The sequence below is a fragment of the Pristimantibacillus sp. Z349TD_6 genome, assembly GCF_056173205.1.
On sequence record NZ_CM149662.1, the window covers coordinates 5,450,531 to 5,475,757 of the forward strand.

The 25,227-nt window shown below is 44.0% G+C and carries 22 protein-coding genes; 5 read left to right on the forward strand and 17 right to left on the reverse strand.

The features are described from left to right. Positions 1-57 precede the first annotated feature (57 nt). The gene (locus tag AC0VYE_RS23925) at positions 58-798 is read left to right on the forward strand and encodes a YggS family pyridoxal phosphate-dependent enzyme (RefSeq protein WP_475443109.1); all 741 of its coding nucleotides are present in this window, start codon (positions 58-60) and stop codon (positions 796-798) included. A 96-nt stretch (positions 799-894) separates the two neighbouring features. Here the strand turns inward: AC0VYE_RS23925 and pdxR are convergent, their stop codons facing one another. From pdxR to AC0VYE_RS23940, 3 genes are all read right to left on the reverse strand, one after another. Then, positions 895-2,325 carry a MocR-like pyridoxine biosynthesis transcription factor PdxR gene (gene pdxR, locus AC0VYE_RS23930; protein WP_475443110.1) on the reverse strand — a complete coding sequence of 477 codons (1,431 nt, stop codon included), beginning with the start codon at positions 2,323-2,325 and terminating at the stop codon, positions 895-897. A 174-nt stretch (positions 2,326-2,499) separates the two neighbouring features. Then, the gene (locus tag AC0VYE_RS23935; RefSeq protein WP_475443111.1) at positions 2,500-3,510 is read right to left on the reverse strand and encodes a FecCD family ABC transporter permease; all 1,011 of its coding nucleotides are present in this window, start codon (positions 3,508-3,510) and stop codon (positions 2,500-2,502) included. Then, on the reverse strand, positions 3,503-4,534 hold the full coding sequence (locus AC0VYE_RS23940) for a FecCD family ABC transporter permease (protein WP_475443112.1): 1,032 nt from the start codon (positions 4,532-4,534) through the stop codon (positions 3,503-3,505). The genes AC0VYE_RS23935 and AC0VYE_RS23940 overlap by 8 nt, the downstream gene beginning before the upstream one ends. Positions 4,535-4,613: 79 nt before the next feature. On the opposite strand from AC0VYE_RS23940, the gene AC0VYE_RS23945 reads away from it, so the two are divergent. Next, complete coding sequence (locus AC0VYE_RS23945; protein ID WP_475442581.1) at positions 4,614-5,942, forward strand: IS3 family transposase; 1,329 nt, start codon at positions 4,614-4,616, stop codon at positions 5,940-5,942. Between the two features lie 78 nt (positions 5,943-6,020). Here the strand turns inward: AC0VYE_RS23945 and AC0VYE_RS23950 are convergent, their stop codons facing one another. Further along, positions 6,021-6,989, reverse strand: coding sequence for an ABC transporter substrate-binding protein (locus tag AC0VYE_RS23950; protein WP_475449717.1), 969 nt, complete (start codon positions 6,987-6,989; stop codon positions 6,021-6,023). 192 nt (positions 6,990-7,181) lie between these two features. Between AC0VYE_RS23950 and AC0VYE_RS23955 the strand changes: the two genes are divergently transcribed. Beyond that, positions 7,182-7,784, forward strand: coding sequence for a TetR/AcrR family transcriptional regulator (locus AC0VYE_RS23955; protein WP_475443113.1), 603 nt, complete (start codon positions 7,182-7,184; stop codon positions 7,782-7,784). Positions 7,785-7,966: 182 nt separating this feature from the next. Here the strand turns inward: AC0VYE_RS23955 and AC0VYE_RS23960 are convergent, their stop codons facing one another. Next, positions 7,967-8,401 (reverse strand): Lrp/AsnC family transcriptional regulator, encoded by a 435-nt coding sequence (locus AC0VYE_RS23960; protein ID WP_076270460.1) that lies wholly within the window; start codon positions 8,399-8,401, stop codon positions 7,967-7,969. A gap of 147 nt (positions 8,402-8,548) precedes the next feature. Here AC0VYE_RS23960 and AC0VYE_RS23965 point away from each other — a divergent pair, with 147 nt between their 5' ends. Beyond that, the gene (locus AC0VYE_RS23965; RefSeq protein ID WP_475443114.1) at positions 8,549-9,529 is read left to right on the forward strand and encodes an oxidoreductase; all 981 of its coding nucleotides are present in this window, start codon (positions 8,549-8,551) and stop codon (positions 9,527-9,529) included. A gap of 84 nt (positions 9,530-9,613) precedes the next feature. Here the strand turns inward: AC0VYE_RS23965 and AC0VYE_RS23970 are convergent, their stop codons facing one another. From AC0VYE_RS23970 to AC0VYE_RS24025, 12 genes are all read right to left on the reverse strand, one after another. Beyond that, the gene (locus AC0VYE_RS23970) at positions 9,614-10,984 is read right to left on the reverse strand and encodes an ABC transporter substrate-binding protein (RefSeq protein WP_475443115.1); all 1,371 of its coding nucleotides are present in this window, start codon (positions 10,982-10,984) and stop codon (positions 9,614-9,616) included. After that, on the reverse strand, positions 10,974-12,356 hold the full coding sequence (locus AC0VYE_RS23975) for an ABC transporter permease (protein ID WP_475443116.1): 1,383 nt from the start codon (positions 12,354-12,356) through the stop codon (positions 10,974-10,976). The genes AC0VYE_RS23970 and AC0VYE_RS23975 overlap by 11 nt, the downstream gene beginning before the upstream one ends. Next, a complete protein-coding gene (locus tag AC0VYE_RS23980) occupies positions 12,353-13,525 on the reverse strand; it encodes an efflux RND transporter periplasmic adaptor subunit (protein ID WP_475443117.1) in 1,173 nt (390 codons plus the stop codon). The genes AC0VYE_RS23975 and AC0VYE_RS23980 overlap by 4 nt, the downstream gene beginning before the upstream one ends. Positions 13,526-13,541: 16 nt before the next feature. Further along, complete coding sequence (locus tag AC0VYE_RS23985) at positions 13,542-14,474, reverse strand: carbohydrate ABC transporter permease (protein ID WP_475443118.1); 933 nt, start codon at positions 14,472-14,474, stop codon at positions 13,542-13,544. A gap of 39 nt (positions 14,475-14,513) precedes the next feature. Then, complete coding sequence (locus tag AC0VYE_RS23990; RefSeq protein WP_475443119.1) at positions 14,514-15,413, reverse strand: carbohydrate ABC transporter permease; 900 nt, start codon at positions 15,411-15,413, stop codon at positions 14,514-14,516. After that, on the reverse strand, positions 15,385-16,878 hold the full coding sequence (locus tag AC0VYE_RS23995) for a HAMP domain-containing sensor histidine kinase (RefSeq protein WP_475443120.1): 1,494 nt from the start codon (positions 16,876-16,878) through the stop codon (positions 15,385-15,387). Before AC0VYE_RS23995 ends, AC0VYE_RS23990 begins: the two co-directional genes overlap by 29 nt. 11 nt (positions 16,879-16,889) lie before the next feature. Next, positions 16,890-17,570, reverse strand: a complete 681-nt coding sequence (locus AC0VYE_RS24000) for a response regulator transcription factor (RefSeq protein WP_475443121.1) — start codon at positions 17,568-17,570, stop codon at positions 16,890-16,892. Positions 17,571-17,915: 345 nt separating this feature from the next. Beyond that, positions 17,916-18,365 carry a DUF1569 domain-containing protein gene (locus tag AC0VYE_RS24005; protein ID WP_076270454.1) on the reverse strand — a complete coding sequence of 150 codons (450 nt, stop codon included), beginning with the start codon at positions 18,363-18,365 and terminating at the stop codon, positions 17,916-17,918. Positions 18,366-18,715: 350 nt separating this feature from the next. Continuing rightward, on the reverse strand, positions 18,716-20,617 hold the full coding sequence (locus tag AC0VYE_RS24010) for a glycoside hydrolase family 127 protein (RefSeq protein ID WP_475443122.1): 1,902 nt from the start codon (positions 20,615-20,617) through the stop codon (positions 18,716-18,718). 45 nt (positions 20,618-20,662) lie between these two features. Next, positions 20,663-21,532, reverse strand: a complete 870-nt coding sequence (locus tag AC0VYE_RS24015) for a carbohydrate ABC transporter permease (protein ID WP_076270453.1) — start codon at positions 21,530-21,532, stop codon at positions 20,663-20,665. Continuing rightward, a complete protein-coding gene (locus tag AC0VYE_RS24020; protein WP_076270452.1) occupies positions 21,529-22,452 on the reverse strand; it encodes a carbohydrate ABC transporter permease in 924 nt (307 codons plus the stop codon). The genes AC0VYE_RS24015 and AC0VYE_RS24020 overlap by 4 nt, the downstream gene beginning before the upstream one ends. 72 nt (positions 22,453-22,524) lie before the next feature. After that, a complete protein-coding gene (locus AC0VYE_RS24025) occupies positions 22,525-23,934 on the reverse strand; it encodes an ABC transporter substrate-binding protein (protein WP_475443123.1) in 1,410 nt (469 codons plus the stop codon). A gap of 361 nt (positions 23,935-24,295) precedes the next feature. Between AC0VYE_RS24025 and AC0VYE_RS24030 the strand changes: the two genes are divergently transcribed. After that, positions 24,296-25,186 (forward strand): AraC family transcriptional regulator, encoded by an 891-nt coding sequence (locus AC0VYE_RS24030; RefSeq protein ID WP_076270450.1) that lies wholly within the window; start codon positions 24,296-24,298, stop codon positions 25,184-25,186. Positions 25,187-25,227: the final 41 nt, after the last annotated feature.

Genomic DNA, 25,227 nt, shown 5'->3' on the forward strand with positions numbered 1-25,227 from the left:
ATACAGAAAAAACATTGCGCATAGTCTGTGCGTTTCCAGAAAGAAGGCTGAACGAACATGGTCCATTTCATTGAACAAAATCTAAGATCCGTAAGGAATCAGATGGAATTGGCTTGCCAGTACTCAGGACGCAAGAAAGATGAAGTGAAACTTTTGTTAGCGACAAAAACGGTTCAGCTTGAAAAGTTGCGCATTGCCATACAAGCGGGTGAAGTATTATTTGGCGAAAATAAAGCTCAAGAACTTCGCGAGAAATTCCCGCTAATGCAGCAGTACAACCAAGTAGAATGGCATTTTATCGGACATCTGCAAACGAATAAAGTGAAAGACGTTGTTAAGTATGTCACCCTCATTCATTCTGTGGATCGTTTGAAGCTCGGAAAAGCCTTGCATCAGCAGCTCCTTAAAGAAAACAAAACTTTGGATATCTTGGTACAAGTCAATACATCATTTGAAGAAAGCAAATTCGGTGTTTTACCGGAATCTGCACTGGAGTTGGTTCAACAATTGTCTCATTTTGAAACCTTAAATGTTAAAGGCTTGATGACTATTGGAAAACTGAATGCTACAAATGACGAGACAAGGCGTTGCTTCCGCTTATTAAAACAAATTCAATCACAGATTATAGAGAAGGAGCTGCCTAGGGTAACAATGGATATTCTCTCGATGGGCATGTCTGGGGATTTCAAGGTTGCTATTGAAGAAGGGGCAACCATTATAAGAGTAGGGACAAGCGTATTTGGCAAGCGATATTTACCGGATGAGTATTACTGGGATGAAACCGCACAAAACATTTAGAATGAGTAGAATAGAACAAGCTCAGCAGAAATAGTAGGAAACATGATCATAAATACAGAGACAGATCGACTCACCCAAGAGACGGAGATGTTCGAATTATAGCAGCATCTCCGCAAGACGATAAATCCCTTCTTTTATTGCTGACTCATCTACTTTAGCAAAACCAAGCACCCACCCTTTTCGATTACTTTCCAAACAATAATGGCTAAGCGGATAAACGCGTACTCCCTTTTCTAGCGCTTGGTTCGTAAAGGCTTGTTCGTTAAACGAGTCTTCCGCTTCTAAAAACATGTGTAGTCCCGTTTCTACGCCGCTTAGCTTGAATCGTTCTCCTAAGCCAGATGAGCTAATGGCTTTCGACATCGCTTCATGTCTGCGCCGATATACGTTTCTGACCCTTCTCATGTGACGCATGAAATACCCTTGTTCAATAAAGTGTGTAAGCGTTAATTGCTCCATAATCGGAAGGTGACGATACGTTAGCTCTTGGACTTGTGCTAGCTGGCGAATGGCTTTTTGGGGTCCAATGATTGCGGATATTCGTATACCAGGAGCAATCATTTTTGAAAAACTCATCATATACAATGTGTTCTGAGATTGCTGGCTAAACAACGTAGGCAACGGGTCGCCACGATACCGAAATTCACTGTCATAGTCGTCTTCCACAATCCAAAATTGCTGCTGTGAAGCCATATGTAGCAATTGTTGCCTCCGGGGCTCCGACAGGATTACCCCAACTGCACACTGATGTGAAGGCGTAACATAAACAAGCTTTGATTGTGGATGAATGTGATCTACCTGTAATCCGTAATCATCAACAGGGACAGGAACAACATCCATCCGCCGATATTTCATGGCCATCCATGCGGCGGGGAACCCGGGATCTTCTACGGAAACCGTTTCTCCTTCATTTAAAAGTGCTTGAGCGATCAAATCAAGGCTATGTTGTGCGCCCGAAGTTAAAATAATTTGATCGATATGCACGTGAATACCTCGCTCGAGTGACAGATAACGCCCAATCTGCTCGCGTAGTGGAACGAAACCATAAGCGTTGCCATATGTCCAACTGTCCAGGTCCGTTTCTTTCGAGGCTTGCAAAAATGAGTGTCTCCAGTTTTTCTGAAAATGTTGATCCAAATACGGCTCATGCGGGCTGAAATCGATCTCAACATTTTGATATTCTTTGCCTCTAAACCAGCTCTGCAAATGACTGACTGCCTCGTTTAATAAAGGTAACTCTGGGGTGATAGGCCCTGGAGGTTTCACATCCTCTGTAAAACTGGTTCTGCTGGTCCAGTCGCTCACCCTTGTTCCGCCGCGCCTTGAAGTAACCGTGTAGCCGCGACTAAATAATTCCTCATAAACAATCTGTATCGTTGAACGAGAGACACCCACTAATTGTGCGAGTTCACGAGAAGGCAGCAGCAACTCGCCTGGCGGCCATTTGCCGGTTGTGATATTATGGATTGCTTGATCAAGCAGTTGTTGCCATATTGGGCGCTTGTCCTCACGGTTAATTTTCAGCATCCCGTTCACCTCTAGTTGTATTCGGATTAATTTATGGATTGCTTAAATTTATTCTAGTAACCATTTAGTAACATTCCATTACTTGAAATACTATCATGCTTCTAGTTGCCCCAGCAATGCAGTTATAAAAAATCCGCTAAGTCAGGAATAGCTGACTCAGCGGACAAGTACGCTCTATTTTAAACTCCGTTTACCCTGCTTATACATCAAATACACAAAAAATGGAGCACCCAATACAGCCGTAAATATCCCCGCCGGTATATCCTTTGGAACAAAGACGGTTCTGCCGATAAGATCAGCCAGCAATAACAACAATGCACCGATTAACGCCGAAGCAACCAAGACCACATTATTATTATTGCCTACAATTTTACGAGCCAAATGGGGCGCCATTAACCCTATAAAACTAATTCCTCCTGCAATTCCAACAGCTGCACTAGCTAGAATGACACTTAATGCGATGAACAGGAATCTCTTCTTCTCCACCCTCACTCCTACGCCAGTTGCAATCTGATCGCCAACCTCTAATATGTTTAGCGTTCTCGATTGAAAAAAAGCGATAAGGCCGCAAATGATTACCCATGGCGCCAACACGATAACATGATTCCAAGACGTTCCATATACCGTTCCCGCCATCCAGCCTAAAGCCTGAGCTACCAAATAGATAGGGCCTGCAATTGTAAAATAAACCGTTAATGCCGCAAAAGCGGAAGAAATCGATACGCCAATCATCGCCATTCTGAATGGTGAGCTTCCATTCTTCCAAGCAAGCAAATACGTTAAAGCTGAAGCAACGCAGCCCCCCACCAATCCAGCCAGTGGCAGCCATGCAACACTTATTTGTCCATTCATTATCGTAATGAATGCGACTACCGCCGCCGTAGCTCCAGAAGTAGTCCCCATCAAATCAGGCGAAGCCAGCGGGTTTCTTACCAACGCTTGTAATATCGCACCGGAAATAGCCATGGCTGCGCCTACTAAAATAGCAGCAGTTATGCGTGGCAAACGCAATTCAAAAAGAATAAACTGATACTTCTGCTCACCCATGCCTAACATCGCTTTTATAACATCCAGTATTGAGACATGTAAACTCCCGATCCCGATGCTAAATATAAGCGCAACAACCAGAAGGAGAGCCAGCGCAACAATTTTTAAAGAAACGAATCGTTTGCTAGATTTAGCCAATTGTCTTCCTCCTTACGAGCATAACTACAAAAAAGACACCTAGTATTGCCGTGGTAACACCTACAGGCACTTCTTTGGAATCAAGCAAAAATCGGGATAACAAATCAGCCAGCAATAAAAAAGCAGCACCTAACACTGCACTGTAAGGTAAAACCCACCGATGGTCATTTCCAATTAACCAGCGCGAAATATGTGGAATCATAATGCCAACGAAGCTAATAGGACCAGCCAGAGCGACGCTTCCTCCCGCCAGTATGACCACTATCACTATCGTTATCACTCTAATCCATGCCATACGTTGTCCAAGCCCTGTTGCCACCTCATCCCCCATCGCCATAATATTGAGGGAGCGACACATAAATAGAGCGATCACCCATGCAATAATAAAATAGGGCAACATTTGAACCGTGTGGTTTATATTGCTATTGGAGAGGGAGCCTGTTAGCCAAAACAGCGCGCCTTCCAGTGTTTGATTGCTAATCAGCATTAATAATGAATTCATGGAAGAAGCAAAAGACGCCAAAGCTGATCCTGTTAATATCAGCTTTAATGGCGTCATGCCCTCATTACCTAACATGGCTACTATAAATATGAGACATGCTGTTATTCCCGCACCGATAAAACCAAACCACATCAACTCCGAGAAGGAAAACACGGCACCGTACCAATACAGCATCGCTACTATAGCCAGAGCAGCACCTGCGTTAACTCCTAGTATAGAAGGAGAGGCTAACGGATTTCTTGTCATCGCTTGCAGCAAGACTCCGCTTATTGCAAGGCTGCAGCCTATGACAGCAGCAGTCAATGCACGAGGCACTCTCGATGTTCGTATGATAAGCTGCTCATCGCTGCCAGTAAATGATGAATACGCTCCAATCACTGTGGCAAAATCAAAGCTTTTTAGTCCAAAAAGGACACTTGCAGCAGCAGATACGATAAGCAAAAGCAGTGCTGCAACAAGTCCTAGTGCTTTGCTTTTGTCACTGGACAAAAGAGAGTTCATTGCCTTTAAACTGGTACCCATACACTGGACACTTTGAAAAAAGGGTTTAGTGTATGGGTACCTTTTTTTGTATACTAGAGTGAATAGTGGGGGCGGTCATATGAGTAAAAAACACTTTAATCAATATGAACAAGAACAGTTAGCTAACAACCCGTATGTCTTACGAGTCAGCGAAAAATCAATTACGTATGCTGATGAATTCAAACGTGTGTTCATTGACCAATATGTATCGGGACGAACTCCGAGGGAGATTTTTGAAACCAGTGGATTTCAAGTGGAGATCCTCGGGTTGAAGCGGATCGAACAATGTGCAGATCGTTGGAAGAAAGCCTACGAAAAAGATGGGATTACGGGACTTGCGGACTCGAGAAAAGAAGCGGTTCTACGTCCATCAAAACGAGATTTATCTCCTGAAGAGATTATTGCCAGGCAGGATGCAAAGATTAGACTTTTGGAGGCTCAACTGGCATACGTAAAAAAGTTAGACAGGAACGAAAGGAGGCTAACAGCAAACGGAAAGATCCTAAATCCGAGTGATTGTTTTAACCTTATTCAGGAAGCTGTTCAACAAGGTTTGGGGCGAATGACACGTTACCTTTGTCAACTGCTTGACGTGTCACGCTCTGGCTTTTATAACTACCTTCACTCTGCTGACAAGCGTCAGAAGCGTACGTTAGCGGATGAGCAAGCAGGTGCACTTATCAAGAAAGCCTTTCATCGAAGAGGTTATAAAAAAGGCTCCCGATCCATTAAGATGACGCTCCAGAGCGAATATGACACCTGTTACAATCTAAAGCGAATTCAAAGGCTAATGAAAAAATTTGACCTCGTTTGTCCTCATCGAAAACCTAACCCGTATCGACTTATGACCAAAGCTACACTCGAACACCGCACGCTCCCAAATAAGCTGCAGAGGGACTTTAAGAAGGGAATCCCAGGCCTTGTTTTACTCACGGATATCACCTATCTTCCGTATGGAAAATCACAGACGGCTTATTTGTCGACCATTTTGGACGCCTCTACAGGGGAGCTTCTAGCCCGAAATCTCTCCGTATCCCTCCAACTGCCTTTAGTCACAAATACCATTGAATCGTTAATGAAGCAGAAGCGCGTAAAACTTCATAAGAAGGTCTTTATCCATTCCGATCAAGGGAGCCATTACACGAGCCCTACCTACCAGAAATTATTGAAGAGTAAGGGCCTTGGACAATCGATGTCACGTCGTGGAAACTGTTGGGATAATGCACCTCAGGAGTCCTTCTTCGGTCATATGAAAGATCATGTGAAGAGTCAAGACTGTACAACCTTGGCTGAATTAGAACGAGAAATTAATCGCTATATTCGTTATTACAATCATCATAGATATCAGTGGAAACAAAAAAGGATGACTCCTGTTCAGTACAGGAATCATCTCTTAAGTGTGGCTTAGTGCTCTTTTTTTCAAAGTGTCCTTGACTAAGGGCTCAGTTTACCTTCCTCCCCCTCTTTTATTAAGAAATAATTATTGCTAAGGTTTAATTGTTTCAAAATATTTTTCAATATCTGCAACTAATAGTTTAGCAGCAATAATTCCGCCGGATGAATTCCAGATCGCTTCATCTACTTGATAGCTCTGTCCGTTTTTGTTGACTTTCATATTTTGTGCAATCGGATCAGCAAGCCATTCTTTTGCCGTATCAGAAGCCGTTGTTTCACCACTGCGATCCGACGCGAAATAGAACAATACATCGCCATCTAGAACACTAATTTGTTCCTTTGTAATTTCTTCAGCAAATTCTTCTTTATTTTGTGCTTCCGTTCTCGCAAATCCCAACTGATCTAGCACGACACCTGCAAAGTTTTGCTTATAGTACGTTCTAGCTTTACCCGCTTGGAAACGCGCAAGCGAAACTTCTAGCTTTGTTTTGTCTCCAAGTCTAGCGGAAGCCTCTTCTATCAATTTATTGTAATCAGCAAGAACCTGTTGACCTTTTTCTTCTACATTCAATGCTTTAGCATACAATTCAAAATTTTCGATCATGCTATCACCAAGATTTTCAGTCAAAACGGTAGGTGCGATTGCATTTAATTGATCGTAAATCGTCTCTTGTCTAACCTTCGTACCTAAAATCAAATCAGGCTGAAAATTAGCGATCAACTCGAGATTCGGTTGTGTTTCATCGCCAATAACTTCAATGCCTTCCATTTGGTCTTTAATATGATCATACCAAGGATCACCAATCCAGGATTGAACAGCTCCAACCGGTTTAATCCCTAATGCTAGCAATGTCTCCGTACCTTGTGTTGTTAATACAACAATTTTTGCAGGTGTGCCTTTAACTACGGTTTCTCCCATGGCATGGGTAATCGTTCTTGACTCCTCAACCGCCGTTGGTGCTGGTGTTTGAGAATTTGCAGTTTTATCTGAATTAGCGCCATTGCTTCCACAAGCCGATATTATGGTTAGGACGATAATCATAAACGCCGAAACAAGCATTTTATGCGATGATTTAAACAACTTTTCCACAATCTCACTCCTAATTTCAATAATGAATATCATTATCAATTTCTGATGAAAAAAATGCATTTATCACTTGCCCGATGCGCATACGGTTCTGCAAATGTTACAATGGTAACAATAATATACTTGTACCCCCATAGCAATAGATCACTTACGGAAATGGACATAATGAAGGAAGTGTCACAGATAGACAATTTCATCGTAGGACAACAGCAATCCAAAGAATGGATCACCCTGTCTCTGCTTTATCTTATGGAAACTAAAACTTACTCTGATATTAAAATGACCGAGATTTCCAAAAAATCCGGTTTCGCCAGACAAACGATATATCGCAATTACCCAGGCAAGGATGATATTTTGTATGAATATTTATGTCATCAATTTAATCTCTTTGATAAGAGGATCAGCGAGGAGGAGTTGACTGGCGAAGCCGTATTAATTTCATTTTTTCAAATGTGGCAAGAATACATGACCTACCCGCTATTTCTAAATATTCACCAGTCTGATCGCAAAATTAGACAGATCATTTACCGAAGCCTAGAGTACTTTGTACAAACTATATATGTGAAGTATTTTATGTCATCCGTGCCGTTAACTCATGAACATTATATTTATGTTTTTCGCTCCTTAGCCTCGATCTTGCATGGCTTATTAATGGAATGGACTCTTCAACGCTATAAGCAATCTCCTGAAGAGTTCGGTATGCTTACCTATCAACTAACCGATTCCACACGACAATACTGCATTCAAATTTCTGCCCGTAATGAATAATTTGAAGCGGTTGAATTCAATTTAACAATAGAATTTAGATATGCAGCCTTTCGGAGTTTATTCCGAAAGGCTTTATTTATTATTTTTTAATGAAATATCATACACACAAAGATCAAAACAAAAAAACGGCATCGCTGCCGTTTCTGTAGTGAAACTATCTAGGTATTCCGTTTCATCCCTAATCACGCATTGTTTGCTACCAAACTTTTATCTTCGAAAGCCGTCGAGAGAACAATTAGCGTCGTTGAAAATCCGAATGGGCTGCACCTATCTAGAAAGTTGGTCATTGATTCTGTTGTTTCGGATAACACCTTCATTAAAAAGTTATACTCTCCGCTTATTCTGTAAAGATCGATAATCTCAGAGGATGATTCGCTGAATGTAATAAAATCATTGCAACAATTCGTTTTAAACAGTACAAAGGCAGTTGTATATAAGCCTAATTTGTGAGGATTAAGCTTCGCACGATAGGCAGTTATCATGCCTTGCTCTTCCAACTTTCGAAGCCTTTCCGTTACAGCTGGCTGCGACATCGCAATCATTCTGCTCATTTCAGAAATCGGAATCCGAGCATTTTCGAACATTAAAGATAAAATTTTGGAGTCAATTTGATCCATTAACGAAATCACCTCATTTTTAAAGGTTGTGAGCTTAGAAGAACTACATAATTTAGGTTTTGGATGCAATCTTCCTTAAGAATACTATGTAAATCATAGTTTTTATGCAATAAAATGTAAACACACATTTGAAAAGGAGAATACGCTATGGCATTTACATTAAATGATCCCCTGCCTCTGAGAGGGTTAACATTAAGAAACCGATTAATTATGGCACCTATGCAGCAGTACATGGGTACTTCCGAAGCTTTTGCCGGAGCTCATCACATTGAGCATTACAGCCAGAGGGCAAAACATGTCGGGCTCGTGATCTTGGAATCCACTGCAATCTCTTCAAATGGGAGGTTGTGGGGAAATGATATCGGAATTTTTACGGATCAGCATGTGGAACCTTTTAAAAAAATTACGGACGCTATCCACACAAACCAAACTCCCGTCTTTATTCAGTTATCGCATGGCGGACGAAAATCTTCACCCGAAGTGACGAAAACATTAGTCGCACCTAGTGCGATTGCATACGACGATCATTATGGCACACCTGAGTCTTTGACTGTTGCAGGTATTGAGCAAATCGTTGAGGAATATCGTCTTGCGGCCAAACGAAGTATGGCAGCAGGATTTGATGGTATTGAGATTCACGCAGCACATGGGTTTTTACTCCACCAGTTTTTATCACCACTATCGAATACAAGGCTGGATGCATATGGTGGTACTTCCGAAAACAGAACAAGGTTTCTGAGGGAGGTTCTCTTTGCAATTAGAAGAGAAGTTGGCAATAATTATCCGATTATCATTCGAATTTCTGCAACCGACTATTATGAAGGGGGGCTGACTCCCATAGAGTGGGCACGAATGTTAAAACCGCTCGAATCTGAATTGGATGCAATCCATGTCTCTACAGGCGGGAATATTCCCGTGCAGCCTAGTGACGTATACAATGCTTATCAGCTGCCGCATGCGGCTGCGATCAAACAGCATTTTAACATCCCCATTATTGCAGTTGGAAAGATATATACCCGCAGTCTTGCCAATCGTATACTCGAGGATCAACTAGCGGATGGAATCGCGATCGGTCGTCCTCTCTTGGATAATCCAGATTATGCCGAACATTTATTAATACGTCCATGAATGGATCGTCATAATAACCAGTACTGGTATGTCATAAAAAAGGCTGGAAACTGCTCCAAAAAGGAGCTGCGCCCAGCCTTCTTATTACTCCTCCATATAGAGGCTTACTTTGTTTTGAATCGTGTTGGCAACCGTTTCAGCCGATTTTTGCCCGCTAAAGAATGGTACCGTTTCATCGATTAAAATTTTCTTAATTTTTGGATCGAGTCCACTATAACGCTTCAGCTGCGGAAGAAGTTCCTTTGCCGCTTCAATAAATTCAGGGGTCATTTTCATATCTTTGTTTGCTGCCGAAGCATCAATTTGAACTTGATTTGCTTTTTTATTCACAGGCAGTCCTTCCAGCTCCGGCGAGGATTGCATCTCCTCCGAAATTAAAAATTGCAGGAACGACCAAGCCTCTGTTTTATTCTCCAACTTATTATTAATAGAAAGCAGCTTGTTCGACTCAAACGACCTTCCATCTTTTGGTTCGCTTGTAGGAGCTTGATAAAGCAGCGGTTTGTCAAAAAACATCGATGCGAAGCTTAGACTTGAATAGGTCATGATTTCAGACAGAGAAAGTGCATCCTTGAGTCCCATCGATTCTCCCATTCTTATCGCCACGCCTTGACCCGTAGGCTGCTCTGGCTCGTTAATAATTTTCTGATCGTAAAAAGACTTCGCTTGATTAAGCATATCGATAAAGGCTTGATCTTGAAACTTGGCTTTCTTCTCGTTGACATCCAAATATTTGTCCAAATCCTCGCTGACCATTTCAAGGAGCAGTCTATCCTGGCTTAAATAGCGCACGACAGGATCTTTAGTGCCGTCATTTGCAAGAGTTTTCATTTTCTCCTCGAACTCATCCCATGTCCATGCTTTTGCCGGATCGAGATCTACCCCAGCGAGCCGTTCCTGATTGCCAAACCAGATGCTCGTCGTTACACCATAAGGCAGGGCATATAAACCGTCGTTATACTTTAAGGCGTCTAAAACATTCATATAATAGTCATCCTGTTTAAAGCCATCTGCTTTGTCCATCAAATCGTTTAAATTGGCCAGAAGCCCTTTTTCAGCATATTTGTTATAAGCCAGTGCATCAACCGCAATAATATCAGAAGCATTGCCGTTCATCAGCTCTGCATTTACAGTCGTCACAAATTTCTCAACCTCAACGGGATCGACCCCTCCACGTGAAGTACGCCCACTGGATTCCGGTACGGTATAAGAGGGCTTGATTTCAATTTTAATATTGGGATTCGCAGCTTCAAATTTCTCTTTGGCCATCTCAAGGAAACGGGTGGATGTGATAACCGAAAGCGTAATTACTTTTTTCTCATTAGAATTTGGTTTATCTGTAGCTACCTGCTCTTTATTTGAAGGACTATTTGAAGAGCTGCATGCCGAGATTACAAGCATGAAAGAAATAAGAGTTAAAATAAGACCTTTTTTACCAATCCTGTTACGTTTCATATCGTACATCCTTTCGTTTGGGGCTATTATAAATAGCAGCGATTATACAAAATCCGAATATAGTAATCCATAGTCCGGGCTGAACCACCTGCGGCATTCCAGCAAGTATTAAGGTGAAATTCGTAAAAGTGTAACTAGCAGCCATGCAATAAAATAGTGTAGTCATTTGACCTTGCTTCGAAAGACCGGCGAGCCGCCATTCGCGAATCCCCATAAGAAACAACGGCAATCCAAGCACAACTCCGATCACAATCAACAAGGGTACAAATGAACGAAGTCTTGACTCCATGAGCTGAAATTGAAAGGCTTGCTCATCGAGTACAGGCTTTTCTCTCCAAAATTCAAACAGCTTCGATTTAAAAAAATGCAAGTCGATCCATCTCTCAGGTATCATTTCAGAAGGAATATAGAAGGAGTACCTGGTATACGGCCATAAAATAACCACCATCACGGCAAGACCCACACAAGCTATGGCCCGCGTCCATATGAATCTTTGTTCCTGTCTCCAAGCATCACTTGCATAGCCCGTTTGCAAAGCTGATCGGAAACGCCAAAAGATAAGAAGCAGCAGCTTTCGCATCAGCAGCAAGCTTAATCCAATAACCAAGAGGCCCGCCAAGGATGGAAGCAAACGCGGTAATTGTTGCATTAACCGCATTTTGTGATCTCCGATTTGGATGGTATAGCCATCAAGCGGTAATTTGTTTGCCTGCAGCACGACTTGCACATCTCGCTCACCGCTCAATATGGCATCAGATGCTTGAAGCTCGATCGTTCCCACCCGCAGCTCTGGCAACAGTTCGCTCAAAACGCCCGCTGGCAGAAGCGCCTCCGGCTTTGTGCCGGTTGTCATCCATTCCAGCAAATGATTATCTTTCCGATAGACACCTATAATTTGAAATTTTTTATTCAGTATCGTAATCTCCATGCCAACAACGTCAGTAGAGCCAAAGAGCCGTTCTGCCAAGCCTTCGCTTAATACAACAATATTAGAATCCTCAGACATCGATCGCTTCGTAATCATGCTGCCTTCCGATAGCCATAGCGTTGTAAAATCGGTATAATCCCCGCCGATCCCCGCAATCTGAACAGCTTCCGAGCGCTTCCCTGCCTGCACAGGTACCTCTGCTTGCATTTTATAGGAAGCCTTTCGCTGCCAAGCTTCAATAAGCTTGTTCGCCTCAGCATTCGAAAAACCCGATGCTCCGTCATTTCCTTGCACTGAGTTCACCTGCATGATGATTCTACTCGCACCAACGGAACCGCCCGATTGCTTCCATTCCATGATTGCCGCTTCGGAGAACCCGCTGCTGAAGCACATCAGCAAGATGCCGATAGCCGCTAGAAATGTTCCAAAGCGTATCGTTCTCACTCCTCTCCACCTGCAATCAACACTCTTTGACCGTCTTTGATCTGTTTATTGCTGGATATGACGATGCGCTCGTTTCCATTGAGGCCATCTTTGATCTGAGCATTTTGATCGTCAGCCTCTTTTACAACCACCTTTGTTTTGCGAATGAAGTATTCCTTGCCGAGCGAACCTTCCCTTTCACCGATGTAGTATACAAACTTCCCCTCCTCATTGCTTTCTCTTAAGGCAGCATTAGGAATGAGGAGTGCTCTCATATCTTCATCGTTATCAGGCTCCTGCTTCCATTCAAATTCCCCATACTCACCTCCTTGAAGTCGTTTATCATTCACAGCAACGCTAATCTCCTTCTTTCCAGTTGGAGGCTGTGAGTTGTCTGATTTTTCTGATTTTTTAGTTTCTATGGCGCTGATTTTCCCTTGAATTACGGAATCATCTAAGCTTGGGATGGTAACATGGATAGCTTGACCAACCTTAAGATACTTTGCTTGTTCTTCGGATACATCAGCTTTGAAGACATATCCTCCTGTTGACTTCTGAATGACGTTAAAAGCCGCTGTACCAGGAGGAATGGTCATCCCAACAGTCGCAAGCACTTCTTCAACCTTACCGTTCACCGTCGAAACGAGCTGTGCGTTTTGTGTGATTTGTTTCTGCAAATCATTTATTTTTCGTTTTTGTGCGTTGAGCGTTAATCCGCTGCTTTCTATATCAAGGGCGATGCTGCCAAGCAGCTTTTCATCACCGCTTTGAATTGCCTCTTTGTAGCTGATTTGCAGTTTTTCCAAGTTAATTTGCTGCTGATCATAGCTAAGCTGTTCATTAGCGACCGCTTCCTCAGCAGCCTTCGTATCAAACTCGATCAATACTTGTCCTTTTTTAATTTGATCTCCTACCTCTACCTTGACCTCTTTTACCGGCCATGACGTTTGTACGGCATTTATTTTGACCGTTTCTGCCGATTCAACAGCTCCGGATCCACTCAATTTAAAATTCAATCCGCCAAATGTCGGCATTTTAGCAGTAACCCTTGGTAAAGAATATTGAAGCAATGTATTCGACATCAACGTCAGCACCAGCATCATCAGAATAAAAGCAATGATTAGGCGTCCCGTTGTTTTCCTCATTGATTTGCCTGGTGCGGCGGTTTCTTCTGCAACAGCTGCGGCCATCGTTATGATCTCCTTTCTATCCTTTTATTCCTGACAACTGAACTCCTTCAACCAGCTCTTTCTCCGCATACAGCATGAGGAGAATCGCCGGAAGCATATATAAGACCGATGCTGTAAAGGCGATGCCAATATCCGCTTCATTGATATAACTGAGATAAACGGATAACGGCTGCTTGATCGCATCCTTTAAAAAAATCAGCGGCTGCTCCACCATATTCCAGTTATCGATAAAAGCCAGTACCGCGAGAGCCGCCATTCCTGACCGGCACATTGGAAGCACAATAGTTAACAAGATCGTGAAGTGGCCTGCGCCATCCATACGAGCGGCTTCTACGTAGCTGTAAGGAACAGCCTGCATGAACTGCCGCATCAGGAACACGCCAAAGGCGCTAAATATGCCAGGCAAAATAATCGACAACTCGCTATTTAGTAGTCCCATCCAATTCGCCATAATATAGTTCGGTACAAGCGTTACCTGAAATGGCATCAGCATGACAACGATATAAGCGAAAAACAAAGGTTCTCTCAAGCGAAACCTTAACTGAGAGAATGCATACCCAGCTAAGAGGGAAACAACAAGCTGCCCGGCAACAATCGGTATTGTCAGCTTCATCGAGTTCCAAAAAAGAAATAAAAATTGCGGTTGTCCTAATAAAATGTCATAGTACGCATTCAAAGTTACTTGAAACGGAACCCAGTGCAAGCGAACATACTGGCCTTCAGACAGCAGCCCATCGAGAGAATGGTCTTCCTCATCGGATTGAGGTCCCAAAATCGGCGCGAGCTCTATTTTTATTTCGCTTGGAGACATGAATGAATGGGTGACCGTAATGACGATGGGAAAAACGATAACCACAACAAGCATCAGCAGCATCAGCGTTAGCAAGCTTTTGTAAATCGCACTTCCAACACTTGCTTTCCGCTCTTGCAAACGCCTTATGATTTCCATCCCTATAACTCTCCTTTCACGAATCTAGTTGTCATGCTGCTAGATCCAACGACTAAAGCGACGTTCCACCATAAACAGGAACAAAACGAGCATGACGATAACGGTCGCCATCAAAAAAGCGGCCGAAGTCATTTTCTGATAATCAAGCTGTTGAAACATGTTGTTCATAAAATGCTGGAGCATATACAAGCTGGGATGCGGGTATGGGCCAGCCAGCATATACGTTTCTCGAAACACCTTAAACGAATTAATAATCGACATAATAAAGACGAAAAAAGTCGTTGGCGTCAAGTAAACGAGCGTAATAGATCGCCATTGCCGCCATCTTCCCGCGCCATCTATACGCGCAGCTTCGTAATGATCTATTGGGATGTTTTGCAGACCCGCGAGAAACAAAAGCATGTTGTAGCCGACATTTTTCCAGACATAGATCATGATTGCGATGTAGAGTGCTGAGCCGCCCTCCATCCAATCCTTAGGCGCCATCCCCCATGCATCCAGCCAATTGTTCAGAATCCCGTTCATATCGAAAAAGATTTGCCAAATCAGCACAATGGATGCCACAGGAATGACTAGCGGCGATAAAAAGGCAATTCGAAACCATCGTTGACCGAACACCCTTCCATTTAACAAAGAAGCGAGAATGAGCGACAGCAGCATATTTATAGGCACGCATAGAACAGTGAACAAAAACGTGTTCCACATCGCTCTGCGAAACGAATTGTTGCCAAGAAGATCAATGTAATTCCGAATCCCTACAATTTTCCCATCTATCGGTGTATCCACTAGCGAGTAATAAAACCCGATCCCAAACGGCAGGAAGAAAAAAATAGTCACTCCCACTAAGCTCGGGATCAGGAATAAGGCGGCATATGTTCCATCCGATCGGACCATTCTCAAAGCTGAGCGTCTAAGATTGCTGATCTTTCCCATCAACATCGGCACCGCCCTCCTCTGGCAGCGTCAACCTAAATGCGACCCCGCTATTTTTATTAACAATCTCGATTTGTGCTCCAATGTTATTTAAAATTTGCTTAACGATCGCAAGACCAAGCCCGAATCTGCCATGTGGTCCCATTTTAAAAGGATCAAATACGTCCTGAAGCAGTGAAGCCTCCATAGGCGGACCGTCATTATAAATTTCAACCGTTAATGCCCGAGCTATGTTGTCAATCTCCGCTGAAATCAAAATTTCGCTGGAAGCATAACGGATTTGGTTGTCGATTATATTTTCAAATACCACCTTCCATTGTTCCTCGTTCCCTGTGATAAACCAATTGGGCATTTCAAAGGACCAATGCAGCTCTGGACGCCGATAGCGCAGCCGCTCTACAACATCTTCCAGTACTGCCCTAATATCCATCGGTTTCATTGCAGATTGGCGGGCAGTGGACCTGATGTACTGCAGTCTGTTCAAGTTCAGCAAGCTGTGGATCTGTTTATCCAATCGCTCTGCTTCCGAGATAATCGTTTCAATACTATTTTCAATCGTTCCCTTCGGATAAAAACCATCCTTAATGGAATGAGCATAGCTATGGATGACCATAACAGGCGTTTTTAATTCATGAGAAGTATTTTGCAAATAAGATTGCTGCGCTTGATCCTGTTGAACGAGCCGCTGGCGCATCGTCTCAAAAGCTTTGGCCAATCGCCCTATTTCATCCTTTCGATCCAAATTGAAGGGCTCATGCCAATCATGCTCCGAGATGCGGTTAATTTGCTTTTCCATAACGGAAAACGGCTTGGACAAATAACGAGCAAGCCACATACAGGGAAGCCAGCTTACAAGCATTAAAGCGATTAACAGCAGGCTGAGATTTCGGAACAATGTCCCGATTTGCTCATTCCGATAGTTGTTTGAGGTATACGAGACTAAGAAGCCTGATTTGTTATCCTTCGGCTTTTGGATAATATATAAGATGCTCTGTCCACCAATTGTTTCTTCATAAGTCTCCACTGGTTTCGTTTGGCTGGCCGTCTCCTGCTTAAGCTTCTCAACAAAAGATTCTGGTAATTCTGTACTGGCTGCCACAGGAATTAACTGATCCTTATAAAAAAACAAATGTGTAATATCTGCTCCTCTAGGTACGAATGTTGTTGTAGTACGTGCTGGCAACGCCTGATCTCGACTATTCGAGCTAGGACTCGTTTCTAATACTGGCCTTCTAACGATAGGTACTAGAAAGAGTGAAGCCGCTTCGTTATCTTGAGTAGAGATGGTGATGGATAAGGTATCATTCTCCTCGCTTATCGTGAATCCAGCGAATAGCTTTTGCGAATCTTTAATCATTCCATATATTTGCCCGGTAAAAAAACTTCTGAGCATAGAAGGCATTAGCAGCGATACAGCTAAAAATAGACATAACATAACTGTTGCAAATACAGCCCAAATTTTGACTGCCATCGGCCAATGCTTCATAGCTTCACCAGTCTGTAGCCCGAGCCATATACCGTTTCCAGCCGCAGCTCCGGCATTTTTTTGCGCAAGCGCCGAATAAGATCATCGACAACACGATCTGTGCCGTAGTAGTCGTCTCCCCAAACCTGCTTCAAAACCTGCTCTCGCTGCATCAGTTGTCCTGTGTGAAGGGCGAAATACATTAACAAATCAAACTCCTTGCTTGTTAAATCTATTTTCCCTTCAAGGCCGCACTTCACGATTCGAGCTTTTCCTTCAATTAAATATGGTTCGATTTCTATGTTTTGAATCGGAGCCAGTTCCTTTTGAAAATTACCATAGACGCGATTGAGCAGCTTCCTTGTACGAATGACCAGTTCACGGGGCAGAAATGGTTTGGCCAAATAATCATCGCTCCCAAGCTCAAGACCAACAATTCGATCCAGATCAGCATCTCTGGCAGAAATAAAGATTATCGGTGTATCGTTATTGTCCTTTTTGATTTCCGTTAACAGCTGATAGCCATCCATGCCAGGGAGCATAATATCAAGAATCCACATATCCGGTTTTTGCTGAATAGACCGCCTTGCTTCCTCACCGTCCGTAAAACTGCTAACCTGCCAGCCTTCCTGTTTTAAGTAATAAGCAAGAATCTGATTCAAGTTCATATCATCCTCAACAAGATAAATCGTGTACATAGCGTGATCTCCTTCATGTTTCTGTGCTTAGTCTAACAAATGATTATCGCCAAATTACCAAAAAATTATGGGAAATTGTATGAAAAAAATAAAATATCTGCGAATCCAAACTTACACGTTAATTCAGATAACCTATATTATTTCAATTAATAAGTTAAAAAGATTCAAACAAGTTACAATTATTTTCCACTGTATACTCGTGTGCGCGGTCTGCCCAATCTTAGGCACAAATAAATAAACCACTTCAGCAGAAGTGGTTTGAATTTATGGTTTGATGGAGACTAGCGGGATCAAGCCGCCGACCTCTTGCAATATGCCCCTAACCTTAACATCACACAGAGAAAACTAAACGCCAAACTGCTTTAAATGATGGTCCAAGTGCTTGTAGATACCGATGCCCCACTGCTCGGAGGTAAGCTTGCCGAAAAAGGGGTGGGGATGAGTCGTGCACCTCTCCGGTCCATTTCGCTGAAATAAGTCGGTTTTTTGTTTCAATAATTCTCTTTCTTTATCGAATTCTCTTTCATCTGTAAATTTAATGGTCGGGATTGTTGACATATTGCGAGGTAATGTCTTGTCATTATACATTATTGGTTTCACGAAGCCTCCAATCACGATCCCAAGCCATCCTCTCTTTGGGAAAGAAACGCCCGAGGCAATGTCCTGGAATGCGGAGCAGTGAGCGAGCATTTGAGCAGCATTCATCTGCCCCCAATGTGGTTCTGAATGACCCTCTAACTTATCGATTCGTGCTAAAATCTCGTTCGTATAGTTTCGATCAAAAATACTTTTCATTCATTGCCGTCCCTTCTCCGTAGATGAGCAGTTCATAGAAACCATATCGTTCAGGAATAATCCATATGAGAATCGGACAAGCGAATCATCCGGCTTTTCAGTCGAGTTTGTCATGATTGCAGGTTACCATAATGACAACCTTCTGTCGATCATCCACCTTCCACTACTTCCGAGTGGTCGAAACGATAGGGGTATTGCACAACACGGAACTCAAGCAGATTACTACGATCATACAAAAAAGACTTCTGCATAGCAGAAGTCTCATTTCGGATTAACAATATTTATGAGAATGCAAGAGGTCATCAGTTCAAGCGCAGAGTCTTCATCCAAAAAGCATTCGTTCGACTTTTTTATTTTTCACGAATCCAAACCGTCATTTCACCCGGCTTCCGATTACCCCAAAATGCGTATGGCACAGCCAAAATTGGGACGCTCTTCTTCTTTCGCGTGACCGGCCTGTACAGGTCATCTTCCCAACAAAAATCTGAACGCAGCCCCTCTCCGTTTAACACGACAATACCGCCTAGAACATCCTCCTTATACACTGCCGTTAATTCAGAATCCTCGGGAAAGCAGATATCCGTAAGGTCCGGGCCGTTGTCCACTTCCTCCATACAATAAACGAGCGGACCGTATTGCAAAGCGATTTTGCCTGCATTCTCGTGCACTTTGGGGTTCGACTCAATGCGCTCAACGATCATTGGGAAATGCAGCTTGATTTCGTCGTTTTCCATCCACGTTCTGCTGATATGCGCATAGCCACTCTTGACGATCGTATCCAGCACTATCAAGTTCCCGTTAACCGTGATGTAAGGGTCTCTGCACCATGAAGGAATCCGGAAAGAAAGCGTGCAGTCGGTCGGCTCATCCGTTTGCAGTCGGATCTGGATATTTCCGTCCCATGGATAATGAGTTTCCGTATGCAATACCAGCTTTCTTCCTTGAACATCGAATGTACTCTCATTGGAAGCATAAAGATGCATAGCGATATCCGCACCGTTTTGCGTAAAGAAGTAAGTGTCCAAAGACGTCAGCAGCCTTGCAATATTAGGCGGACAACAAGCGCAGCCGAACCATGGCACGCGCTCGGTTCTGACGTGCTGCATATCGTAACGGTATTGAGTTACAGCAGGATGAACCTTCAATGGATTGACGTAAAAATAACGTTTGCCATCTAGCGACATCCCGCTCAGCACCCCATTGAATAGAACGCGTTCCAGCACATCCCCGTATCGGCTGTCAGTTTCAATCTGGAGCATTCTAAATGCCCACATGGCAAGTCCGATGGATGCGCATGTTTCAGTGTATGCCGTGTCGTTAGGCAGATCGTAATCAATCGTAAAGCGTTCGGCATGACCTTGCGAGCCAAGCCCTCCCGTTATATACATCCGCTTGGAAGTCACATGAACCCATAGTTTGCGAAGCGCTTCAATCAGCGTTTCATCTCCGTATGCAATCGCAAGATCCGCCATAGCCGAATACAAATACATGGCACGCACAGAATGTCCTTCTGCCGTTTCCTGCTCTCTTACGGGGGTGTGAGCCTGATGGTAATCCAGATCGAACCAGCGATCCTTGGATGGTCCGCCGAACTCGGGCTCCTCCTTCAGGAAACTCGGCTGCTTTCCACGCTCCTCTACGAAGTATCGGCTCAAATGCAAATACCTTTGTTCTTTCGTTGCCTTGAACAGCTTTACGAGCGCGAGCTCAATCTCCTCATGCCCGCAGTACACCTGCATTTTATCCGAATCTGGACCCATAATCCGGTCAATATAATCGGCGTAACGGCACATCATATCCACAAAAGCCCGCTTGCCCGTGGACTCGTAATAAGCCACCGCGGCCTCGATCAGATGGCCCGCGCAATAAAGCTCATGCCCGAATGAAAAATCCTTCCAGCGCTGTTCCGGTGCAGCGACTGAATAATAAGTGTTCAAATAGCCGTCTGACTGCTGGGCACGTCCCATCAGATCAACAACCGCATCGATGACGGCTTCGAGCTGCGGATTCGGAAAGTGCCGCAGGCTGTACGCGGCAGCTTCGATCCATTTCGCTACATCACTGTCCTGAAAGACCATTCCGTAGAAAGTTCCTGTCTGTTCTCCTGCCGAGATGCGGAAGTTTTCTACGGCGTGACTCGGCTCCGCGCCTTCGATTTCATCGTTCAGTGCCTTCCATTGATAGGGAATCGTTTCCTGGATAGTTTGCCGAACTCTGGGCTGCCAAAATTGGTCATTAAGCCTCACATTCATATCGATAATTCTCCTTTCAATGGGACAAAGCGACAATGATCCGAACTAATTTTTCAATCCGGTCATCGTGATTCCCTCTACAAAATACTTTTGACCAATTAGGTAGAAAATGACTCCCGGAGCAAAGGATAAGCACGTGGCGGCCATCGTCATCGACCAATCTTGCTTTAATTGACCTCTGAAATTGGTGAGCCCCAACGCTATGGTGAATTTATCGCTCGAATTAATGTAAATCATCTGTTGGAGCAAATCGTTCCACAAGCCGATGAAAATAAACAATGCGACGACGATCATGGCGGGCTTAATCGCTGGAATAATAATATTGAACAAGATGCGGAAGTATCCGGCTCCATCAATCGTTGCCGCTTGGTCGAGTTCTCTCGGTATGGAAAGAATAAACTGTCTAATTAAAAAGATATTAAACGCGCCGCCTCCGCAAAAATATGGCAAAATCAATGGCAGATAGCTGTCATGGACCCCCAACCCCCGCGTCCATCCAATGTACAGCGGAATGAGCGTAACCATGGTAGGCAAAAGCATTGAACCGACACATAGAGTCCAGATCAACTGTTTGCCCCGAAACCGCAGCCTCGCAAAGGCATATCCGCACAAGGTGGCCGTAAACGTTCCCGCCAAACAGGAAGGAACGATGATGATCATCGTATTGCCTAGATATTTCCAAAATTTAAAAACCTTCAGCGTATCTTCATAATTGGAAAACAACCAATTTCCCGGCAATAGGGATGGCGGATATTTGTAAATCTCGGGATTGGTCATCAGAGACGTACGAAAAATCCACCAGATCGGAAAGAGCACGATTAAGGCAAATAAAACAACGACTACAAACATAATCACGTTTATCGTTCGTTCACTGCGTTTCTTGCTCTTTAGTCTGACGTACGCTGCTTCACTCAATTGCCATCGCCTCCTTCAGAAAAGATCCACAGATTTGATGTCTTGAACAAAACACCGGTAAACGCGGCAAGGATGGCGAAAATTACAAAGGTTGTCGCGCAAGCATAACCCAGCCTGTAATTGACGAAAGCCTGATCGTACATTAGATAAGTCATGAACCTTGAAGAATTGCCCGGTCCGCCATTGGTCAGAGAAAGGGCCGGCGTTATGACTTGGAGATTAGCGATCAGGCTCATCAACAAGTTGTAAAAGATAATCGGCGTCATGCAAGGCAAGGTGATATGCCAGAAGCGTTTCCATCCGCTTGCGCCATCCATCTCAGCCGCTTCATGATAGACGCTCGGAACGTTCTGAAGCCCGGCCAAAAAAATAACGATCAAGTTCCCCGATAACCAGACCGCAATCAAAGAAAGCGAAGGAACTACCCATCTGGAATCCGCAATAAAGAGAATTTTGCTGAGCCCTATTTCGGAGAGGAGAAAGTTGAAGAAACCGAAATTCGCCTCGTAAAGCCAAGACCATCCTACGTATATAGCTGCAGCCGGCAAAACGAACGGCACATAAAATACGGCTCTGAAAAAACCTCTTGCGGGAATTTTACGATTCAACAACATCGCGATGAAAAACGAATAAATCATGCTTCCGGCTACGGATAATACGGCGAAGTAGATCGTTGCGATAATCGAATCTTTAATGTACGGATCGGTGGTAAACAGCTTGATATAATTATTGAGGCCAACAAATTCGGGTTTGGCTAACCCTGTCCAATTCGTCATGCTGATTCCGAGCACCCCCAGAAGAGGCAGGTAGGTCAGGAAGATCAGTCCGAGGAAGGCCGGAATCAAGCAAATATAAGCAACTCTTGCCTCGCTTGAGTAAAAGCGAGAACGACGCTTCAGCGGTTTGTTAATCGGTTCCATATCTCGCTCCCCACCTCATGTTTGAAGGAAGACCGCCACTTGCAATATATTGGCGGTCATTCCTTTTATCCGTTATTTATTGCCTGTATGAGCCGCATTCAAAGCATCGAGATTTTTGGTTATGGCTTCCTTCGCGGTCGTCTTTCCGGTCCAAACATCCCCCAGAGTTGATCCGAGCAAGGTGTTAAAGTCCGTTGTATGATTTGTATAGAACCATGAAGCAGGTCTCGCAGCGGAGGATTGCGCATAATCGACTACCGCAGACTTGTATTCGTCATACGGAGGGAAGTTCGGATTGTCGACCCATTTATGGGTGAGAGTTTCATCCGTATACCACTTTTGGAGCGTTGGCATCCAAATGCCTGATGAGATGAGCCCCCAGTTGTTTTCTTCGGAATTGTACCATTTGAGCCATTCCATCGCTTCTTTCGGATGCTTGGTCTGGGAGAATACGACATTGGCGCCGCCCGTGTTTAAAGTAACCTTTTCCTTCATATATGGCAGTACGGCAACGCCATAGTTCAAACCTTTCTCCTTGGCTGTATTCAAGCTGGTTCCTACATTCCACGCACCATTTGTGGCCATGGCAACCGTTCCTGCAATGATAGTGCGCTGAATGCCATCATCGGTCTGGCCAACCGACAACGGGGCAACATGATCTTTCAAGTATAGATCAGCAACTTTCTGAATCGCTTCCGTACTGGCATCTTCTCCGATTCTCACTTCGTTCCCGTCACTTGAATAGAAACCGCCGCCATTGCTAAGCGCCCAGGTTTCCAGCTGCCACGGTAGATTTTCAATAGAGGCGCCATACTGAACGATACTCTGCGATTTAAAACCATCCTCGTCAGGATGTTTGCCATTCTTGTCAACCGTCAGCTTCTTGGCCGCAGCTACGAATTCATCCCATGTCCATGCTTTATCCAGTGCGGATGGTGGATAAGCCACATTCGCTTTGTCAAACATGTCTTTGTTGTAATAAAGGAGGAGGATTTCATTGGCAGCAGCATAGGCTACCGTTTTGCCTTGATATTTGTAGGCCAAGCTATCGAGCGGCTTGCTGTCGCTTCCATCGTACATGGAGCTCACATCATTCAACATGCCGTCGGAGGACCACTGGATGACGCCATCCTCCTTCAATATCCCCGTATCCGGCAATTGGCCTGCCGTTGCCTGTGTATTCAATTTTGTCATGTAGTTTTCCCAAGGAATCGCTTCCACTTTTACTTCGATTTTGTCTTGGAAAGCATTAAACTTGTCTGCCGCCGCCTGGACGGTTTTCCCTTCTTCTTCGCTACCCCACATCGAATACGTAATCTTGACCTTCTCCGTTTTGGAAGGCGAATTCTCCGGTTTACTTGTAGCCTCTTCTGCCGATGGTGTTGTATTTGTCTCTTTGTTACCATTGTTCCCACAGCCTATTGCACTGAATGTCAGTGCAGCCAAGATTAGACCTACCCCAAGTCTCTTTCCTACTTTCATTGCCCCGTTCTCCCTTCATCAATTAAATGATGTTAAATGCTAATCGTTTGAATGAAACGTTTAGCCTTTCTACGCCTGACCAAACCGTCGTGTTTTTCCGTTGCAAGATGACATGATTCAGGAAAGCGCTTTAATAGAATTGTGACATGAAGTACCTTGAAAAAAAACAACATTTTCCAACCTGATTTTTAATATTTTCAACCTTCGTTCTTACGCCGCCGACTTCCCGATATCGGGCAATCGAACTTATGCCAGATGATCAGCAGGAAACTCTTTATTTAAAAGACAACTATGAAGTATTATAAAAATAACAATATTTTCTACCTTGATATTCACGATTCCAATCTTAGGAGGAAACAGTGTGGACTCTACGATTCTTCATTTTATCTCACCACCGATTCCCTATTTCGTGGATTGCGGTTATGCCTATTACGAGGTAGGAGATACCCATATCGACCGAAATTGTATCAATGTATTCGATCTGATTGTCGTCCGCAAAGGGGTTCTCCCCATTGCCGAAAATGACCATACCTGGGAAGTCAATGAGGGAGAAGGACTCATCCTTCTTCCGAATGCTCATCATTACGGCAACGCTCCATGCAAAGCCGATACGGAAATCATCTGGATTCACTTTCAAACCTTCGGCAGCTGGCAGATGTGCCGAGACATGAACGAATGCCAGAGCAACCAGCTGGAACTGATCGAGGAACACAAAAAGCTAGCGTATGTCAATCACGCCGATGTCTGCTCCATCTTCCTTCCCAAGCACATGAAGCTGTCGACGAAAGCGTTGGAGGCGCTTGAGACCTTCTTTCAGCAGGAGAATGAACCGCAGTCGCTTCGGAACTGGAAGCGGCAAGTTTCCTTCCAGTTATTTTTGCAACATTTGGATCGCGAGCTTGCTTCCCCCACGAACGCCACCGCGATTCAGCTCGCCGAGCAGATCGAACTGTTCATCCGTCAGAACTATGCCAGCGATATCACGAATTCGGTGCTGCAAAAGAAGTTGAACTATCACCCCAATTATCTGGCTAAAGTGATGCTGAAAATGTACGGAATGACCCCAATAACCTATCTTCAATATTACCGGCTCGAACAGTCCAAACGGCTGCTGCTGCAAACTTCCAAATCTATTGCCCAGATCGCAGATGAAGTTGGCTTCCATCATATCTCGCATTATTCCACCTGCTTCTCCAAGAAAGAAGGTCTCTCTCCATCAGGCTTCCGCAGCAAATTTGCAAAGAAGCGCTAGATGCAGCCAATTCAACCATCCATAATGATTCCGCAACTGGA

Bases quoted from the DNA above. Each gene is read 5' to 3' on its own strand.
- AC0VYE_RS23925 (WP_475443109.1), top strand. From the start codon at position 58: ATGGTCCATTTCATTGAACAAAATCTAAGATCCGTAAGGAATCAGATG.
- pdxR (WP_475443110.1), bottom strand. From the start codon at position 2,325: ATGCTGAAAATTAACCGTGAGGACAAGCGCCCAATATGGCAACAACTG.
- AC0VYE_RS23940 (WP_475443112.1), bottom strand. From the start codon at position 4,534: ATGGGTACCAGTTTAAAGGCAATGAACTCTCTTTTGTCCAGTGACAAA.
- AC0VYE_RS23945 (WP_475442581.1), top strand. From the start codon at position 4,614: ATGAGTAAAAAACACTTTAATCAATATGAACAAGAACAGTTAGCTAAC.
- AC0VYE_RS23950 (WP_475449717.1), bottom strand. From the start codon at position 6,989: ATGCTTGTTTCGGCGTTTATGATTATCGTCCTAACCATAATATCGGCT.
- AC0VYE_RS23955 (WP_475443113.1), top strand. From the start codon at position 7,182: ATGAAGGAAGTGTCACAGATAGACAATTTCATCGTAGGACAACAGCAA.
- AC0VYE_RS23960 (WP_076270460.1), bottom strand. From the start codon at position 8,401: ATGGATCAAATTGACTCCAAAATTTTATCTTTAATGTTCGAAAATGCT.
- AC0VYE_RS23965 (WP_475443114.1), top strand. From the start codon at position 8,549: ATGGCATTTACATTAAATGATCCCCTGCCTCTGAGAGGGTTAACATTA.
- AC0VYE_RS23970 (WP_475443115.1), bottom strand. From the start codon at position 10,984: ATGAAACGTAACAGGATTGGTAAAAAAGGTCTTATTTTAACTCTTATT.
- AC0VYE_RS23980 (WP_475443117.1), bottom strand. From the start codon at position 13,525: ATGGCCGCAGCTGTTGCAGAAGAAACCGCCGCACCAGGCAAATCAATG.
- AC0VYE_RS23985 (WP_475443118.1), bottom strand. From the start codon at position 14,474: ATGGAAATCATAAGGCGTTTGCAAGAGCGGAAAGCAAGTGTTGGAAGT.
- AC0VYE_RS23990 (WP_475443119.1), bottom strand. From the start codon at position 15,413: ATGTTGATGGGAAAGATCAGCAATCTTAGACGCTCAGCTTTGAGAATG.
- AC0VYE_RS23995 (WP_475443120.1), bottom strand. From the start codon at position 16,878: ATGGCAGTCAAAATTTGGGCTGTATTTGCAACAGTTATGTTATGTCTA.
- AC0VYE_RS24000 (WP_475443121.1), bottom strand. From the start codon at position 17,570: ATGTACACGATTTATCTTGTTGAGGATGATATGAACTTGAATCAGATT.
- AC0VYE_RS24005 (WP_076270454.1), bottom strand. From the start codon at position 18,365: ATGAAAAGTATTTTTGATCGAAACTATACGAACGAGATTTTAGCACGA.
- AC0VYE_RS24010 (WP_475443122.1), bottom strand. From the start codon at position 20,617: ATGAATGTGAGGCTTAATGACCAATTTTGGCAGCCCAGAGTTCGGCAA.
- AC0VYE_RS24020 (WP_076270452.1), bottom strand. From the start codon at position 22,452: ATGGAACCGATTAACAAACCGCTGAAGCGTCGTTCTCGCTTTTACTCA.
- AC0VYE_RS24025 (WP_475443123.1), bottom strand. From the start codon at position 23,934: ATGAAAGTAGGAAAGAGACTTGGGGTAGGTCTAATCTTGGCTGCACTG.